Annotated in this window: 15 protein-coding genes and 1 riboswitch; of the genes, 5 read left to right on the top strand and 10 right to left on the bottom strand. The window is 68.6% G+C overall.

The features are described 5' to 3' along the window. Positions 1 to 2: 2 nt before the first annotated feature. Both cydB and ACGFYN_RS15890 read right to left on the bottom strand, forming a co-directional pair. Positions 3 to 1007: a cytochrome d ubiquinol oxidase subunit II gene (gene cydB, locus ACGFYN_RS15895; RefSeq protein ID WP_393866405.1), complete on the bottom strand. Its 1005-nt coding sequence runs from the start codon at positions 1005 to 1007 to the stop codon at positions 3 to 5. 18 nt (positions 1008 to 1025) lie between these two features. Continuing rightward, on the bottom strand, positions 1026 to 2534 hold the full coding sequence (locus ACGFYN_RS15890) for a cytochrome ubiquinol oxidase subunit I (protein WP_393866404.1): 1509 nt from the start codon (positions 2532 to 2534) through the stop codon (positions 1026 to 1028). Between the two features lie 150 nt (positions 2535 to 2684). Between ACGFYN_RS15890 and ACGFYN_RS15885 the strand changes: the two genes are divergently transcribed. Continuing rightward, positions 2685 to 3059, top strand: a complete 375-nt coding sequence (locus ACGFYN_RS15885) for a cyclophilin-like fold protein (protein ID WP_393866403.1) — start codon at positions 2685 to 2687, stop codon at positions 3057 to 3059. A 16-nt stretch (positions 3060 to 3075) separates the two neighbouring features. Here the strand turns inward: ACGFYN_RS15885 and hisC are convergent, their stop codons facing one another. Further along, entirely contained in the window at positions 3076 to 4155 is a 1080-nt protein-coding gene (hisC, locus tag ACGFYN_RS15880; protein ID WP_393866402.1) for a histidinol-phosphate transaminase, read from the bottom strand. 398 nt (positions 4156 to 4553) lie between these two features. On the opposite strand from hisC, the gene ACGFYN_RS15875 reads away from it, so the two are divergent. The 3 genes from ACGFYN_RS15875 to ACGFYN_RS15865 all read left to right on the top strand — a co-directional run bounded on the left by ACGFYN_RS15875 (position 4554) and on the right by ACGFYN_RS15865 (position 8005). Beyond that, positions 4554 to 5666 (top strand): LacI family DNA-binding transcriptional regulator, encoded by a 1113-nt coding sequence (locus tag ACGFYN_RS15875; protein ID WP_393866401.1) that lies wholly within the window; start codon positions 4554 to 4556, stop codon positions 5664 to 5666. 201 nt (positions 5667 to 5867) lie between these two features. Next, positions 5868 to 6944 carry a metallophosphoesterase gene (locus ACGFYN_RS15870; RefSeq protein ID WP_393866400.1) on the top strand — a complete coding sequence of 359 codons (1077 nt, stop codon included), beginning with the start codon at positions 5868 to 5870 and terminating at the stop codon, positions 6942 to 6944. Positions 6945 to 7138: 194 nt separating this feature from the next. Then, complete coding sequence (locus tag ACGFYN_RS15865; protein WP_393866399.1) at positions 7139 to 8005, top strand: hypothetical protein; 867 nt, start codon at positions 7139 to 7141, stop codon at positions 8003 to 8005. Between the two features lie 182 nt (positions 8006 to 8187). Here the strand turns inward: ACGFYN_RS15865 and ACGFYN_RS15860 are convergent, their stop codons facing one another. The 3 genes from ACGFYN_RS15860 to thiC all read right to left on the bottom strand — a co-directional run bounded on the left by ACGFYN_RS15860 (position 8188) and on the right by thiC (position 11728). Continuing rightward, positions 8188 to 8886, bottom strand: a complete 699-nt coding sequence (locus tag ACGFYN_RS15860) for a GAF and ANTAR domain-containing protein (protein ID WP_393866398.1) — start codon at positions 8884 to 8886, stop codon at positions 8188 to 8190. A 70-nt stretch (positions 8887 to 8956) separates the two neighbouring features. Then, on the bottom strand, positions 8957 to 9715 hold the full coding sequence (locus ACGFYN_RS15855; RefSeq protein WP_393866397.1) for an ANTAR domain-containing protein: 759 nt from the start codon (positions 9713 to 9715) through the stop codon (positions 8957 to 8959). A gap of 198 nt (positions 9716 to 9913) precedes the next feature. Continuing rightward, positions 9914 to 11728, bottom strand: coding sequence for a phosphomethylpyrimidine synthase ThiC (gene thiC, locus ACGFYN_RS15850; protein WP_393866396.1), 1815 nt, complete (start codon positions 11726 to 11728; stop codon positions 9914 to 9916). Further along, positions 11721 to 11910: riboswitch (TPP riboswitch) on the bottom strand. It overlaps the preceding gene by 8 nt. 70 nt (positions 11911 to 11980) lie before the next feature. Between thiC and ACGFYN_RS15845 the strand changes: the two genes are divergently transcribed. Then, positions 11981 to 13441 carry a YibE/F family protein gene (locus ACGFYN_RS15845; RefSeq protein WP_393866395.1) on the top strand — a complete coding sequence of 487 codons (1461 nt, stop codon included), beginning with the start codon at positions 11981 to 11983 and terminating at the stop codon, positions 13439 to 13441. 102 nt (positions 13442 to 13543) lie between these two features. Here the strand turns inward: ACGFYN_RS15845 and ACGFYN_RS15840 are convergent, their stop codons facing one another. The 4 genes from ACGFYN_RS15840 to ACGFYN_RS15825 form a co-directional block, all read right to left on the bottom strand. Further along, positions 13544 to 13981 (bottom strand): SsgA family sporulation/cell division regulator, encoded by a 438-nt coding sequence (locus ACGFYN_RS15840; RefSeq protein ID WP_393866394.1) that lies wholly within the window; start codon positions 13979 to 13981, stop codon positions 13544 to 13546. A gap of 97 nt (positions 13982 to 14078) precedes the next feature. Further along, positions 14079 to 14813 (bottom strand): IclR family transcriptional regulator, encoded by a 735-nt coding sequence (locus ACGFYN_RS15835; RefSeq protein WP_393866580.1) that lies wholly within the window; start codon positions 14811 to 14813, stop codon positions 14079 to 14081. Between the two features lie 449 nt (positions 14814 to 15262). Further along, on the bottom strand, positions 15263 to 15475 hold the full coding sequence (locus tag ACGFYN_RS15830; protein ID WP_393866393.1) for a DUF5326 family protein: 213 nt from the start codon (positions 15473 to 15475) through the stop codon (positions 15263 to 15265). Between the two features lie 149 nt (positions 15476 to 15624). Next, positions 15625 to 15942, bottom strand: a complete 318-nt coding sequence (locus tag ACGFYN_RS15825; protein ID WP_393866392.1) for a cupin domain-containing protein — start codon at positions 15940 to 15942, stop codon at positions 15625 to 15627. Positions 15943 to 15961 lie beyond the last annotated feature (19 nt).

The following is a 15961-nucleotide window of genomic DNA, read 5'->3' as shown; positions in this document are numbered from 1 at the left end:
CCTCAGTGCACGGTCTCAGCGATGTGCTGGGTTCCGATGCGCTTGCGGAACACCCAGTATGTCCACCCCTGGTAGAGGAGCACGATCGGAGTGGCGATGCCGGCACACCAGGTCATGATCTTCAGGGTGTAGGGGCTCGACGAGGCGTTGGTGACGGTGAGGCTCCAGTCCTCGTTGAGCGACGACGGCATCACGTTCGGGAACAGCGTCAGGAAGAGCATCGCGACCGCGGCCACGATGGTGACGCCGGACAGTGCGAACGACCAGCCCTCCCGGCCGAGCTGGTTGGCCACCAGCGCGGCCACGAGCGCGACCACCGCCACCGTCATGGCCACCAGGCTCTTGCCGTCCCCCTTGTCGATCTGGGTCCACAGCAGGAAGACCAGCGCCGCCACGGCCGTCACCAGACCGACCATGAGGGCCGTCTTCCGCGCCCGCTCCCGGATCTCCCCGACCGTCTTGAGCGCCGTGAACACCGCCCCGTGGAAGGTGAACAGCGACAGGGTCACCAGGCCGCCGAGCAGGGCGTACGGGTTGAGCAGGTCCCAGACCGTCCCGACGTACTCGAAGTTCCTGTCGATCTTCACGCCGCGGACGATGTTGCCGAAGGCGACGCCCCACAGGAACGCCGGGATCAGCGAGGTCCAGAAGATCGCGGTCTCCCAGTTGCGCTGCCAGTTCTCCTCGGGCCGCTTGGCGCGGTACTCGAAGGCGACGCCGCGCACGATCAGGCAGACCAGGATGACCAGCAGCGGCAGGTAGAAGCCGGAGAAGAGCGTGGCGTACCAGTCGGGGAAGGCGGCGAAGGTCGCGCCGCCCGCCGAGAGCAGCCACACCTCGTTGCCGTCCCAGACCGGGCCGATCGTGTTGATCAGCACCCGCCTCTCGGGCCGGTTGCGGGCCAGCAGCTTGGTGAGCACCCCGACCCCGAAGTCGAAGCCCTCCAGGAAGAAGTAGCCGGTCCACAGGACGGCGATCAGGACGAACCAGACGTCGTGCAGTTCCATGACTCGATCTCCCTCGGCCTAGTACGAGAAGGCCATCGGCTTGTCGGCGTCACGGGTGTCGCCGCCGATCTTCGTGGGCGGGTTGAGGTCGGCCTCGGTGAGCTCGGGCGGGCCCGCCTTGACGTACTTCACCAGCAGCTTGACCTCGACGACGGCGAGGACGGCGTACAGCGCGGTGAAGGTGAGCATCGAGGTGAGCACCTCGCCCTGGGAGACACCGGGGGAGACGGCGTGCCGGGTCTGCAGGACGCCGTAGACGACCCACGGCTGGCGGCCCATCTCGGTGAAGATCCAGCCCCAGGAGTTGGCGATCAGCGGGAAGCCCAGGGTCCAGATGGTCACCAGCCAGTACAGCCTGCTGAGCCTGGGGTTGAGGGCCTTGTTGCGGAACAGGACCAGATGCGGCACCTCGTCCTCGCCGACCCGCAGGTGCTGCGGCAGCATGAACTTCTTGCGGGTCAGCCAGAGTCCGGCCAGGCCGATGGCGAAGGACGTCATGCCGAAGCCGATCATCCAGCGGAACGCCCAGAAGGTGACCGGGATGATGGGCCGGTAGTCGCCAGGGCCGTACTTCTCCTGCTCGGCCTTGTTGGTGTCGTTGATGCCGGGGACGTACGAGTTGAAGTTGTCGTCGGCGAGGAACGACAGCACACCGGGGACGGACAGCTCGACGGTGTTGTGGCCCTTGCTCACGTCGCCGTACGCGAAGACCGAGAACGGCGCGGAGTCCTGGCCGTTCCACAGGGCCTCGGCGGCCGCCATCTTCATCGGCTGCTGCTTGAACATGACCTTGCCGAGCGTGTCACCGCTGATCGCCGTGAGCAGGCCGGCGATGACGACGGTGACCAGGCCCAGCCGCAGCGAGGTCTTCATCACCGGGATGTGCTTCTTGCGGAACAGGTGGAAGGCGGCGATGCCGACCATGAACGCGCCGCCGGTCAGGAAGCACGCCGCGAGCGTGTGAAACGCCTGGGCGAGCGCGGTGTTCTGGGTCAGCACCAGCCAGAAGTCGGTGAGTTCGGCCCGCCCGCGGGCCTTGTCGATCTTGTAGCCGACGGGGTGCTGCATCCAGGAGTTGGCCGCGAGGATGAAGTACGCAGACAGGACCGTGCCGATCGAGACCATCCAGATGCAGGCCAGGTGGATCCGCTTCGGCAGCTTGTCCCAGCCGAAGATCCACAGGCCGATGAAGGTCGACTCGAAGAAGAACGCGATCAACGCCTCGAAGGCGAGCGGCGCACCGAAGACGTCACCGACGAAGCGCGAGTAGTCGGACCAGTTCATGCCGAACTGGAACTCCTGCACGATGCCGGTGACCACACCCATCGCGATGTTGATCAGGAAGAGCTTGCCCCAGAACTTGGTCGCCTTGAGGTACTTCTCCTTCTCCGTGCGCACCCATGCGGTCTGCAGCCCGGCCGTGAGAGCGGCCAGGGAGATCGTCAGGGGGACGAACAGGAAGTGGTAGACGGTGGTGATGCCGAACTGCCATCGCGCCAGGGTCTCCGGCGCCAAAGCCAGGTCCACGTCGCCGCTCCTTACACTACGCTTGTGAAAGCGTTCACATTCACAAGCAATTATGACGCACGGATTTTCGGGCGAAGGCACGGGGGCCCTGTCTTCTGCGTCACGTCAACCCCTTGGCAGCAACTTCAACATCTTGTTGAATTGTTTGCCGTGCAGATACGCATCTCGTGGCCCGCCGGCCACCTCACCGCGACCCTCGACGACACCCCGACCGCCCGGTCCCTGGGCAAGGCACTGCCTCTGGCCTCCACCGCCCGTACCTGGGGCGAGGAGGTCTACTTCGACACGGGCGTGCGTGTTCCACGTGAAACAACGGCCCAGCAGGTCGTGGAGGCGGGCACCGTCGCCTTCTGGACCGACGGCGACGCCCTCGCTCTCCCCTACGGGCCCACACCGATCTCGCGAGGCGACGAGAGCCGCCTCGCGAGTCCCTGCAATGTCCTCGGCCGCCTCGACGGCGACCACCGCCTCCTCGCCACGGTCCGCGACGGCGACCCCGTACGCGTGGAACTCGTGGCCGACTGAGGCCGGTCGCAAAGCCTCAGAGCTCCTTGCGGAACTCTTCCGTCACCTTCAGGAAGATGTCGTTCGCCTCGGTCTCCCCGACCGTCACCCGCACACCCTCGCCGGTGAACGGCCGGACCACCACGCCGTGCTGCTCACACGCCTGCGCGAACGCCGTCGTGCGCTCCCCCAGCCGCAGCCAGACGAAGTTGGCCTGGGTCTCGGGCACCGTCCAGCCCTGGGCGCGCAGCGTGTCGACCACGCGGTTGCGCTCGCAGACCAGGGAGCCCACCCGGCCGAGCAGTTCGTCCTCGGCCCGCAGCGAGGCGATGGCCGCCTCCTGCGCGACCTGGCTCACCCCGAAGGGCACCGCCGTCTTGCGCAGCGCCGCCGCCACCGGCTCATGGGCGATGGCGAAGCCGACCCGCAGTCCCGCGAGGCCGTACGCCTTGGAGAACGTGCGCAGCACGCAGACGTTCGGCCGGTTGCGGTACAGCTCCACGCCGTCGGGCACCTCGGGGCCGCGGATGAACTCGCGGTACGCCTCGTCCAGCACCACCAGCACGTCGCTCGGCACCCGGTCGAGGAAACGCTCCAGCTCCCCCCGCCGCACGACCGTGCCGGTCGGGTTGTTGGGGTTGCAGACGAAGATCAGGCGCGTGCGGTCGGTGATCGCGTCCGCCATCGCGTCCAGGTCGTGCACATCGCCCGGTGTCAGCGGCACCTGCACCGACCGCGCGCCGCTGATCTGCGTGATGATCGGGTACGCCTCGAAGGACCGCCAGGCGTAGATGACCTCGTCGCCGGGTCCGCTGGTGGCCTGGATCAGCTGCTGGGCGACGCCGACCGAGCCGGTGCCGGTGGCCAGGTGGGAGAGGGGCACCCCGAAGCGGTCGGAGAGCTCGCTCATCAGGCCCGAGCAGGCCATGTCCGGGTAGCGGTTGAAGGACGAGACCGCGGCCGTCACCGTCTCCATCACGCCGGGAAGCGGCGGATAGGGGTTCTCGTTGGAGGACAGCTTGTAGGCCACCGGCCCACCGGCAGCGGCGGGCTTGCCCGGCTTGTAGGTGGGGATACCCTCCAGCTCGGCGCGCAGCTTGGGGCTCGTCTCGCTCACCGCAGTCCTCCTCATGACCCACCTGCTTTCAATACTGCTTACCTTATGAGGATTCGGCGCCCGTGCGTACAGCTGGGGCCAGACCTCCTCCGTCACAGATGCATCAGGGGCAACACCACCCTTAGGCAGACGAATCGAGGGGCGCGCTCACATATATCTACGCGCCGGTGGCTCGCGCCGTAGCGCGCATCACCCGTGCAGGTGAGTTGAGACCTCTTCGAGACATCCGGAGCTCGACAGGCCCATGCGTGCAGACAAGTCACGTAGTGCCATTGGATCGTTCAACTGGCTTGTTTTCAAAGGCAGTTGAGGTGAGATGACCTTGCAGAAACGTGCCTGTCAACGCGTGCATATGCGTCCGCCCTACCCCACTGCATGAGCCCTACTATCGGCTCGCCATGACAGCAGCAGGGAAGCACCAGGTGAGCCGCGCGGAAACCTCACGCCGAGGCAGCCGGCCGGGCCGGGCGGGCATCAGGGACGTCGCCGCCGCCGCCGGAGTCTCCATCACGACCGTCTCGGACGCTCTCAACGGCAAGGGCCGGCTCCCGGACGCCACCCGACGCCATGTCCGCGAGGTCGCCGACCGGCTGGGCTATCGCCCGTCGGCAGCGGCCCGAACCCTCCGTACCGGCAAGTCGGGCCTCATCGGCCTGACCGTGACGACGTACGGGGATGAACCTTTCACCTTCACCGAGTTCGCCTACTTCGCCGAGATGGCGCGCGCCGCCACCTCGGCCGCCCTCGCCCGGGGCTACGCGCTGGTCATCCTGCCCGCGACCTCGCGCCACGACGTGTGGTCGAACGTAGCGCTGGACGGCACGGTCGTCATCGACCCCTCCGACCAGGACCCGGTCGTCAGCGAGCTGGTCCGCCAGGGTCTGCCGGTCGTCTCCGACGGCCGCCCGGCCGGCTCGCTCCCGGTCACGGCGTGGGTCGACAACGACCACGAAGCCGCCGTCATGGGCATCCTCGACCACCTGGCCGACGCCGGCGCCCGCCGCATCGGCCTGCTGACGGGGACGACGACGGACACGTACACCCATCTGTCGACCACGGCGTACCTGCGCTGGTGCGAACGCGTCGGCCAGGACCCGGTGTACGAGTCCTATCCGGCCCACGACCCCTGCGCGGGCGCGGTCGCCGCCGACCGGCTGCTGGCCCGGCCCGACCGCCCCGACGCGGTCTACGGCCTGTTCGACCCGAACGGCACCGACCTGCTCGCCGCCGCCCGCCGCTACGGCCTGCGCGTACCGGAAGACCTGCTTCTGGTCTGCTGCAGCGAGTCCACCGTGTACGCCAACACCGAGCCGCCGATCACCACGCTCTCGCTGAAGCCGCGGCGTATCGGCACGGCCGTGGTGCAGCTCCTCATCGACGCGATCGAGGGGGTCGATTCGGACCAACCGGTCGAGCAGGTGATACCGACGGAGCTGATCGTGCGTACCTCGTCACAGCGGCGCCCGCCGCGGACGACGGTCAGTGCGCCGCGGTCGCCCGAGGAGGAGTAGGGCGGACGCCGTCAGCCTGCGGTCCAAGCCCTGCCCAATCGGGGCGAAAGCCGCGGTGAACTGGACTCTTACTCCGATTCACCACCCCTGGGTCATCACATGGCGCGATCGGCATTCCTATGATGGGCGCACGACACCGCGGGCCGCTGCGACCAGGCAGTCCGATGCGGTGCAGGTGCGGCGCGATGGTGGAGGGGTCTGATGACTCAGGGGGCCGGTCAGGGACCCGAAGCGGAACGGACGGCGACGTTGCGCGACTTCCGGGTACCGGCGTATGTCCACGAGACCGGTCCGTACGGCCAGAACACCCATCCCGGTGATGTCGTCCCGCCCGAGGAGGCCGCGCTCGGGGAGGGGTACACGCCGACCGAGCGCGACCTGCCCGTCATCAACCGCGGCGACACGCTCCAGGTGCCCGTCGCCCCCGCCCCCCTGGCCGTCCCGCAGGACACGGACGGCAGCGGCCCGCTCTACGTCGTCGGCGACGTGCACGGCTATCTGGACGAGCTGCTCGCCGCGCTCCGGGAGCAGGGCCTCGTCGACGCCGCGGGCCAGTGGTGCGCCGGCACGTCCCGGCTGTGGTTCCTCGGCGACTTCACCGACCGCGGTCCCGACGGCATCGGCGTCATCGAGCTCGTGATGCGTCTGTCGGCGGAGGCGGCCGCGGCCGGCGGCTACTGCAAGGCACTCATGGGCAACCACGAGCTGCTGCTGCTCGGCGCCAAGCGGTTCGGCGACACCCCCGTCAACTCCGGTGCGGGTACGGCCACTTTCCAGGCCGCCTGGCTGCTCAACGGCGGCCAGAAGACCGACATGGACCGCCTCCAGGACCACCATCTGCAGTGGATGGCCCGCCTCGACGCCATGGAGTCGGTCGACGGCTATCTGCTCGTCCACTCGGACACCACGGCCTATCTCGACTACGGCGACTCGATCGAGGCGGTCAACGACACCGTCCGCGAGACGCTCACCCGCAACGACGCCGACGAGTGCTGGGATCTGTTCCGCAAGCTCACCAAGCGGTTCTCCTTCCGCGACGAAGGTGGTGCAGACGCCGTCCGTTCCCTGCTGGATACGTACGGCGGCACGCGAATCGTTCACGGCCACAGCCCCATCCCGTACCTGCTGGGCGAGGTCGGGTCCGAGGAGGGCGACGACAGCGCGGGGCCCGTGGTCGAGGGACCGCACGTCTACGCCGACGGGCTGGCCATCGCGATGGACGGCGGAGTGACCATGGCCGGAAAGCTACTGGTGCAACAACTTCCTCTGGATATCTGAACGTTCGCAGGGCAGGCGACCCCCGGCGGGAGGAATCGCAACGAACGGTGCAGGCCAGAGCCCAATTTCTGGAAACCCCCTGTCACCACCTGCCGTGACCGCTCTACCATCGGCTTATCCGTAGCAGGCTCCCCTCCGTTTCTGCCCGACGGCTCGTTGGCATGCGAGCCCCAAGCCCTACGGAGCATCGGGGGATGCACATGAACAGCGTTCCGCAGCACCTGCTGAGCGAGGACCGCCAGGAGTACGAGCGGGTCCTCGACGAGGCGCTGCGCTCCGCCCCAAATCGCCCGGAACTGGCCGCTGTCGGACAGCGGCTCAACGCCGAACAGCTGCGCACCATGGCGCTCAACGCCTCCGCACTCATAACGGCGGCCGCGGCGACCGAGTACCAGCACTACGTGAAGGTCCGCGAGGAACTGCGCCAGCCGGCGCCGTCCACCCCGTCATCCACCCGCGAAGCCGGCTCCTCGGAGCCGGGCGGGGCGGCGATGGGGCTCGCCACCACCCTCGGCGAGGCAGCCGAGACGGCCGGCGCGGGCGCCGTCGCCGTCGCCGCCGTCCTCACGCCCGTCCTTGCCGGAACAGCAGCGGTGATCTTCCTGCTCGTCGGCTATGTCATCAAGTCGCTCGACCCCGGCCAGGTCTTCGGCAAGACCATGATCACGGCCGGCTGGGTGTTCGGTGCCCTGACCGCGGCCGCGATCCTGGTGGCCGCCGTGGGCCTGCTGCTCACCGCTCTGCGCAACAGGCCGTCGCTCGAGACCGGTCCGTACGGTGAACTACGCGGGGACGTGGCGCTGGCCAGGGAGGCCTGGCGCGAGGCACTTCTGGAGCGCGGCATCATGCCGTTCCTCAGGGAGGCACTCGTCGACCCGGGCGCCGCCGCGGCACTGCACAGCACCACACCGCGGACGCCCACCAGCCGTATGCCGAATCTGGGCTACGGCCGCCCCGGCTTCAGCAGCCCGGACGACGGCGCCACCGGCCCGCGCCCGAGCTTCTCCAGCCCGGACTACACCAGCCCGGAGTTCGGAGGCCCGGAACACCAGCCGGAGTGACCGCGGGCTTGCGCCCTCCGCCACGGCGCGGCCCCTCGGGGCCGGCCGGGGGAGCGCAAGCCGAACGCCCCTTTCGCCGAACCGAGTTCGTCAGTCCGCGACCGGCAGACCCACCCTGCTCCCCGCGGCCGCGAACTCCTTCGGCTTCTCCGCCGTGCCCATCCCGACCTCCGCCCGCATGGTCAGCCGGGTGGGCTGTTCAGATCGGCCCGGTGGTGAACGACGTCGTGTGCGACGTCCAGGAGGGGCAGGTTGTGGGTGAAGGCATAGGCGCGCAGGCGGGCGAGGGCCTGGTCGAGGGGGATGCCGAGCAGAACGGTCAGGGCGCCGGTCGCCTGGTGGATGAGGGCCCGGTGCAGCGGCAGCGGGTCGTTGCTGCTCAAGTCGTCGATGCCGTGGGGCGTGGTGAGGATCGTTGTGGCGCCTTCGGCGAGCGCGAGGAAGTGGCTCATCTGAGAGCGGGTCAGCGAGCCGGCGGTGCTGCGGTGTCCGGTGAGGACGCCCAGCCGGGCCGCACCCAGATTCAGGGGGACGGCGTGCGCGGCGTGCGGGGACTTCTGGTGCGTGGCGGCCAGTAGGGCAGGCCATCGGTGCTCGGGCACGGTGTACAGATCGGGGACGAGTACGGGCTCACCGGTGCGGGCGGCGTCCACGGTGGGGCCCTCGCCGAGGGTGTACTGCAGGTCTTCGAAGGCCACTCCTGCCTTGTCCGCCGGGTCGTACCAGACCAGTTCGAGGCCGGAGTGGTCGAGCAGGCAGATGGTGAGGCTGTCGAGGCCGAGTGCGACCGCGCAGGGACCGGGCTCGAGTGCGGTCAGACCATGGCCGGCCTGAGTGGCCGCGGCCAGGAGGCCGGGGATGTCGGGGGCATCTGCGGGCACCGCGGGTACTCCTTGACTGAGTGCGGTGGGGCGCCCGTGGCGCGGGCCGCAGGGCGACATGAAACCAGCGTCACGAGCGGTGCGGCCGGTCCTGGGATGCGGCGAACGTCCCTGCGGATACGCCGCCCTCGACGACGAGTTGGCACAGGCGGGTCAGTGACGTCCGGTTGTCGCGGGCGTGGGCGCGCAGGCGCTGGAAGGCCGCATCGGGCGGGATGTTCAGGCTGGCCCCGAGGGCGCCTTTGGCCTGTTCGATGATGATCCGGCTGTTGAGCGCGGTCTGCAGTTGGCCGACCCGTTCGGCCTGGTCCTGGGCCAGGCGTTGGTGCAGGATGCCGATGGTCGCGGCATCCGCCAGGGCCTGTCCCAGACGCAGGCTCGCCGGGTGCAGGCCGGCGGGACTCCCGTGGAAGACGTTCACCGCGCCGATGACCTCCTCGCGCAGGCGCAGCGGGATGGCGGCCACGGCGGCATATCCGGCCGTGCGGGCCGCCTTGGTGAAGCGCGGCCAGCGCACGGCGGTGTCCGACCGGGTCAGGTCCACCGGACCGACCTGTTCCTGCTGCCGGCAGCAGTCCCTGGACGGGCCCTCGTCGAACTCGACCTGGGCCTCCTCCAGTTGGTGTGCGGTGTGGGTGGATGCGGTCACGTCCACCAGTCGTCCCTGGGCGTCGACCATGACCACCCCGGTGGCCGACACGTCCAGCAGCGCGAGCATGTGCTCGGTCAGCACATGCAGGAAATCGACCAGGTAGAAACCCTCCACCAGGGTGTCGGCCAACTCCAGGAAGGCTCGCGCGAGTCGTTCCTCCCGCTCCCACCGCACCATCGCGCTCCTCCTCCACCCCCTGCCCAGGACCGCCGGCTGACGATCCGGCCCGGGAGGCGTGGGCTCGGTGTCATTGTCCCGCCGTCACACCAGGCCGGGAACAGAACCGCCGCATTCGCGGCACCGGCAGGGTGAACACGACTGCGGGCGGGCGCCGGAGCCTGGCTCAAGGCTCCGGCGCGCTTTCGGGCTCCGCCGTCAGTCGGCGATCGGCAGATACACCCTGTTCCCGGCGGCCGCGAACTCCTTCGACTTCTCCGCCATGCCCGCCTCGATCTCGCTCCGGTTCCCGCCGTGCTCACGGCGGATGTCCTGGGAGATCTTCATCGAGCAGAACTTCGGCCCGCACATCGAGCAGAAGTGGGCGGTCTTGGCCGGCTCGGCCGGGAGGGTCTCGTCGTGGAACTCCCGTGCCGTGTCCGGGTCCAGGGCGAGGTTGAACTGGTCCTCCCACCGGAACTCGAAGCGGGCGTCGGAGAGCGCGTCGTCCCAGTCCTGGGCGCCGGGGTGCCCCTTGGCGAGATCGGCCGCGTGAGCGGCGATCTTGTAGGTGATGACGCCGGTCTTGACGTCGTCACGGTTGGGCAGCCCCAGGTGCTCCTTGGGCGTGACGTAGCAAAGCATGGCCGTGCCCCACCAGGCGATCATCGCGGCACCGATACCGGAGGTGATGTGGTCGTACGCCGGCGCGACGTCCGTGGTCAGCGGGCCGAGCGTATAGAACGGAGCTTCATCGCAGATCTCCTGCTGAAGGTCGATGTTCTCCTTGATCTTGTGCATCGGGACGTGTCCCGGGCCCTCGATCATGGTCTGTACGTTGAAACGCTTGGCGATCGTGTTGAGTTCCCCGAGCGTGCGCAACTCGGCGAACTGCGCCTCGTCGTTGGCGTCAGCGATAGAACCCGGCCGGAGGCCGTCTCCCAGCGAGTACGTGACGTCGTAGGCGGCGAGGATCTCGCATAGCTCCTCGAAGTTCTCGTACAGGAACGACTCCTTGTGGTGCGCGAGGCACCACGCGGCCATGATCGAGCCGCCGCGCGAGACGATGCCGGTCTTGCGGTTCGCGGTGAGCGGGACGTACGGCAGGCGGACGCCCGCATGGACCGTCATGTAGTCCACGCCCTGCTCGGCCTGCTCGACGACGGTGTCCTTGTAGATCTCCCAGGTGAGCTCCTCGGCCCTGCCGTCGACCTTCTCCAGGGCCTGATAGAGCGGCACGGTGCCGATGGGCACGGGGGAGTTGCGCAGCACCCATTCACGGGTCGTGTGGATGTTGCGGCCGGTGGACAGGTCCATGACCGTGTCGGCGCCCCAGCGGGTCGCCCAGGTCATCTTCTCGACCTCCTCCTCGATGGAGGACGTCACCGCGGAGTTGCCGATGTTGGCGTTGACCTTCACCAGGAAACGCTTGCCGATGATCATCGGCTCGACCTCCGGGTGGTTGACGTTGGCCGGCAGTACCGCGCGGCCCGCCGCGATCTCGTCGCGGACCACCTCGGGCGCCACCTTCTCCCGGAGCGCCACGAACTCCATCTCGGGCGTGATCTCGCCCTGGCGCGCGTATGCGAGCTGGGTGACCGCCGTCCCGTCGCGTCCGCGCCGCGGCTGGCGTGGACGTCCGGGGAAGACCGCGTCGAGGTTGCGCAGCCCGCCCCGCGGCGAGGTGTGCTTGATGCCGTCGTCCTCGGGGCGGACGGGGCGGCCCGCGTACTCCTCGGTGTCGCCGCGGGCGACGATCCAGTTCTCCCGCAGCGGGGCGAGCCCCCTGCGGACATCGGTTTGTGTGAGCGGATCGGTGTACGGGCCGGAGGTGTCGTACAGCGTGACCGACTGCCCGTTGGTGAGGTGCACCTGACGGACCGGCACCCGCAGATCGGGGCGCGAGCCCTCGACATACGCCTTGTGCCAGCCGATAAACTTCCCGGCCTCCGAGGACTGTTCACCGGACTGTTCGCCCTGAATGAGCGGTTCGTCCTGGTTGGAGGCAGGCGTGCGTGCGTCCTTGTTGGTCATGAGACCTACTCCCTACGCCGGCATTACCCGGTAACAGGTTCGGCGGTCGACGCAGCGATATCCGTCTGTCGACGTCTCGTGGGGAACATCACCCAAGTTCGGTGATGTTCCACGTGAAACATCGCAGGGACGGAGGTCAGCGCCCTCTCAGCCCGGTGCTCCGAGCTCCCGCGTGTGCAAAGGTGCCTCCACGCTAGCGTCAATTCCGGCGAGCTGAACAGGGGGCCCCGGCGTTCTTGCAATGATCGGGCGGTGACCACGACACGCCAGCACCCCTATCCACCCCCGGAGCCGCCCCATGGGCACGGCTCCGACAGCGGCCAGGGACACGGTCCCGGTGCTGGGCACGAGCCCCGGGTTGAGCCCGGCCATGGCTCCGGTGCCGGGCACGGTCACGGCGGCGGCCACGGTCATTCGCACAACCACGGTCCGGCGGCGCCCGTCTCCAAGCACCTGCGCAAGGTCATCGCGGCAGTCCTCATCCCGTTCACCGCGGCCGTGGTGGTCGGGCTCGTGGTGCTGTGGCCCGGCGGTGCCCCGGGGCACCAGCGCAGCGGCGTGGGCTTCGACCGGCAAACCCAGCAGGCGACGGTCGCCAAGGTCGTGAACGTGAGCTGCAAGTCGGTGAACGCCTCCGGCCAGGCCGCGGCCGGCGACACCTCCGGCGCCGCGGGCTCCTCCGCACAGCAGCCGGAGAAGGGCACTTGCAAGAAGGCGACGATCCGCGTCGACACCGGCAAGGACAAGGGCCGTACGTTCACCGAGATCGTGCAACCGGACCAGTCACGCCAGTTGCACGAGGGCGAGAAGGTGGTGGCCGCCTACGAGCCTTCCGCGCCGAAGGACCTGCAGTACTCGGTCACCGATGTGAACCGCCGGCTCCCCATGGCGCTGCTCGCGGGCATCTTCGCGCTCGCCGTCGTGGTGGTGGGCCGCCTGCGCGGTGTCATGGCGCTGGTCGCGCTGGCCGTCAGCTTCATGGTGCTGACCTTCTTCATCCTGCCCGCGATCCTCCAGGGCTCGGACCCGCTGCTCGTGGCGGTGATCGGGTCGAGCGCCATCATGCTGCTCGCCCTCTACATGTGCCACGGCCTGTCCGCCCGTACGTCCGTGGCGGTGCTCGGCACGCTGCTCTCGCTCGTGCTGATCGGCCTGCTCGGCTCCGAGTTCATCGGCTGGGCCGCGCTGACCGGCAACACCGACGACAGCACCGGCCTGATCCACGGCCTGTATCCGTCGATCGACATGAGCGGTCTGCTGCTCGCGGGCGTCATCATCGGCTCGCTCGGCGTCCTCGACGACGTGACGGTCACCCAGACCTCAGCGGTGTGGGAGCTGCACGAGGCGAACCCGTCGATGGGCTGGCGAGGGCTGTACCGGGCCGGTATCCGCATCGGCAGGGACCACATCGCGTCCGTCGTCAACACCCTCGTCCTCGCCTACGCGGGCGCCGCACTGCCGTTGCTGCTGCTCTTCTCCATCGCGCAGAGCGGCGTGGGGACGGTCGCCAACAGCGAGCTGGTGGCGGAGGAGATCGTACGCACGCTGGTGGGTTCGATCGGCCTGGTCGCCTCGGTCCCGGTCACGACGCTGCTCGCGGCCCTGGTGGTCGCGGCCGACCGTCCGGGGGCCGAGCCGGCCGCGGGGAGGGTGCCGGGCGCAGCAGCGCCGGTTCCGGCGCGATCGGGGAGAGGCCGGCGCCGTAAGCGCTGAGCCGATGGCTGCCGCGTCTTGCCCGCATCCCCTGCGAAGAAGCGTTCCTGCAACCCTCCGCTGCACGCAGAAGCGTTACAGCCACTCCGCGGCACCAACCTGTCAGCCGGCGCTCTGCTCCTCCGCCAGAATCCGGTCCAGCGCCTCGTCGAGATGGGCGTCGAAGTCCGCGAGGGAGCCCTCCTGGCCGAGCGGCACCAGCTTGTCGGTGCGGTCGAGGAAGGCGATGAGCGGCACCGTGGAAGAGCGGAACAGCGCCTGGTCACAGCCCACCTGAAGCCGGATCAGGACCTCTGTCAGCGAGTCCGGTTCGGCGGGTGAGACCCGCACATCCCCCTCCCCGCACGGCCGGCCCACCCCGTCGATGAGCAGTTCACGGCCGAACGCCCAGGTCACCGGAGCATCACCGGGCAAGTGGAAGGTCAGCCGTACGGCATACGGATCAGAGGTCTCGTACCGCAGTTCCACCGGGATGCGGAACGAAAGCTCCTCGGACACGAGAAAGCTCATCATGACCTCTGCCTGTACGGACTCGCGCATCGCCTACCCCGTCTTGTGAAGCCGAACGGCCGGGAATCGCCCCGGACTCTGGTGGCATCTTGCTGAACGTACACAGCAGATCACAAGGAGTGAGTTTTCAGATACTGATAGAGAGCGCCAGTGACCCCAGCAGCTGCCCGATCTCGCGCTGCAGTTGCTCGATCGCGGACACCAGCCGATCAGCCTGATGAGCAGGCAAGGAGATGGCCATCGTGGCGGCCGCGGTGCCCGCCGTGATCGGGATCGCCGCGCAGACCGTCCCCAGCGCGTATTCCTGTCGCTCCGTCACCGGTTCCAGCCGACTCGCCCGTTCGAGTCGTCTCAGCAGCGCATGGTTGTCACGCACCGTGTACGGAGTGAGGGACTGCACGGGGTAGCGGTCGAGGTGATCACGGCGGGCGGTCTCGTCCAGCTGGGCGAGCAGGCACTGCCCGATCGCATGCGCGTGCGCGGTCTCACGGAAGTCGGCCCACTCCTCGACCGCCGGATTGCCCGGGGTGTCGGAGACGCACATCACCTCGATCTCGCCCTCCTGGTACACCGCGTAGTACACGGGCACACCGATCGCATCCCGCCAGCGGGCGAGCGCGTCGACGATCGTGCTGCGACGTTTCTGCTGGGCTGCGCCGCTGCTGAGCCGTACGGCCGCGTCACCGAGGAAGAACAAGCCCTTGTCCCGGCACAGATAGCCCTCGTGGACCAGAGTGCGCAGCAGGTGGTACGCCGTCGGCAGCGCCAGGCCCGTCTCGCGGGCCAGCTGTTTGGCGGGAGCCCCGTTCTCGTGCCCGGCGACGCACTCCAGCAGGCGCATGGCGCGCTGGACCGATCCGATGAGGGTCGCGGACTGCGACGGGGCGGAAGAGGCGTCCGCGGACGGCTCCGCGGGGGGCGCCGTCGAGCCCGTCGGTGTCGGTGATGCCGAACGCGACGGCGGCGGTGATGCCGCCGGACGCGACCGGGCAGCCGCTGCCGTGGTGCGTTCCTGCGTCGAGGGCCCCGGTTGTTCGGGGGGCCTGATGCGGTGTCGCGGGGGTGGAGCCGGAGGTGCGTGGGGGTCCGTGACTGCGGTGTCTACCGTGACCAAGGATGTCTCCCGTAGCGCGAGGGGGCAGCCCGTGCCGGGGAACACGGGTGGGAAGGTACGCCGCTCGCGGGGTCTTCCCCGCGTCGATTTCCGGACTCTAATGGCCAGTCGCCGTCTTGAGACGGCCTGTCCGGAAAACTTCCCTCGCGCGAGGGAACCGGTGATTCCTGTTACCGATCACCGGTGTCCCAGGGGTCTCACCAGTCGCTTCGTGACGACGAGCTCGACATGAACTTCCGCACGACGTAGATCAGTCCGCCGACCAGTGCCACGAATACCAGCACCTTGAAGAGCAGCCCGATGACGAAGCCGACCACGCTGGCTATCAGCCCGCCGAACACGACCAGGGCGATGACCGGCACCGCGACCCACTTCACCCACCACGGCAGTCCGCCGAAAATCTCTCCCATTGCCCTCGTCCTTACCTCTCCGCCCGACTGCTGTGCAGGGCTCCATTGATGTCCTGCACTCGATGCTAGGGCCGGCAGGGGTGCCGGCGGGGGCCTCGCATCCCTTGTCCTCCCCTGACTGAACCCCTAGGGAACCCCGAGAGGCCGCCTCAGCTTTCCGGCGGAGAGAACACCACGAGGACCCGCAGGTCCTCGCTGATGTGGTGGAACTTGTGGGAGACGCCGGCCGGCACGTACACCACGCTGCCGCGCGCGACCTCGGTGGTCTCCAGGCCGACGGAGATCGAGGCGCGGCCGCTCACGACGAAGTAGACCTCGTCCTGGTTGTGCGGCTTCTGTGGATCATGTTCGCCGGCGTTGAGTGCGTACAGCCCGACGGACATGTTCCGCTCACGAAGAAACTGCAGGTAGGCGCCCTCGTTGGCGGCACGTTCCGCCTCAAGTTCGTCCAGCCGGAATGCCTTCATCGCTGTTGCCGCCCTCGCA

The sequence above is a fragment of the Streptomyces sp. NPDC048419 genome (assembly GCF_043200415.1).
GTDB lineage: Bacteria > Actinomycetota > Actinomycetes > Streptomycetales > Streptomycetaceae > Streptomyces.
This window is presented reverse-complemented; position numbering and strand designations above follow the sequence as displayed.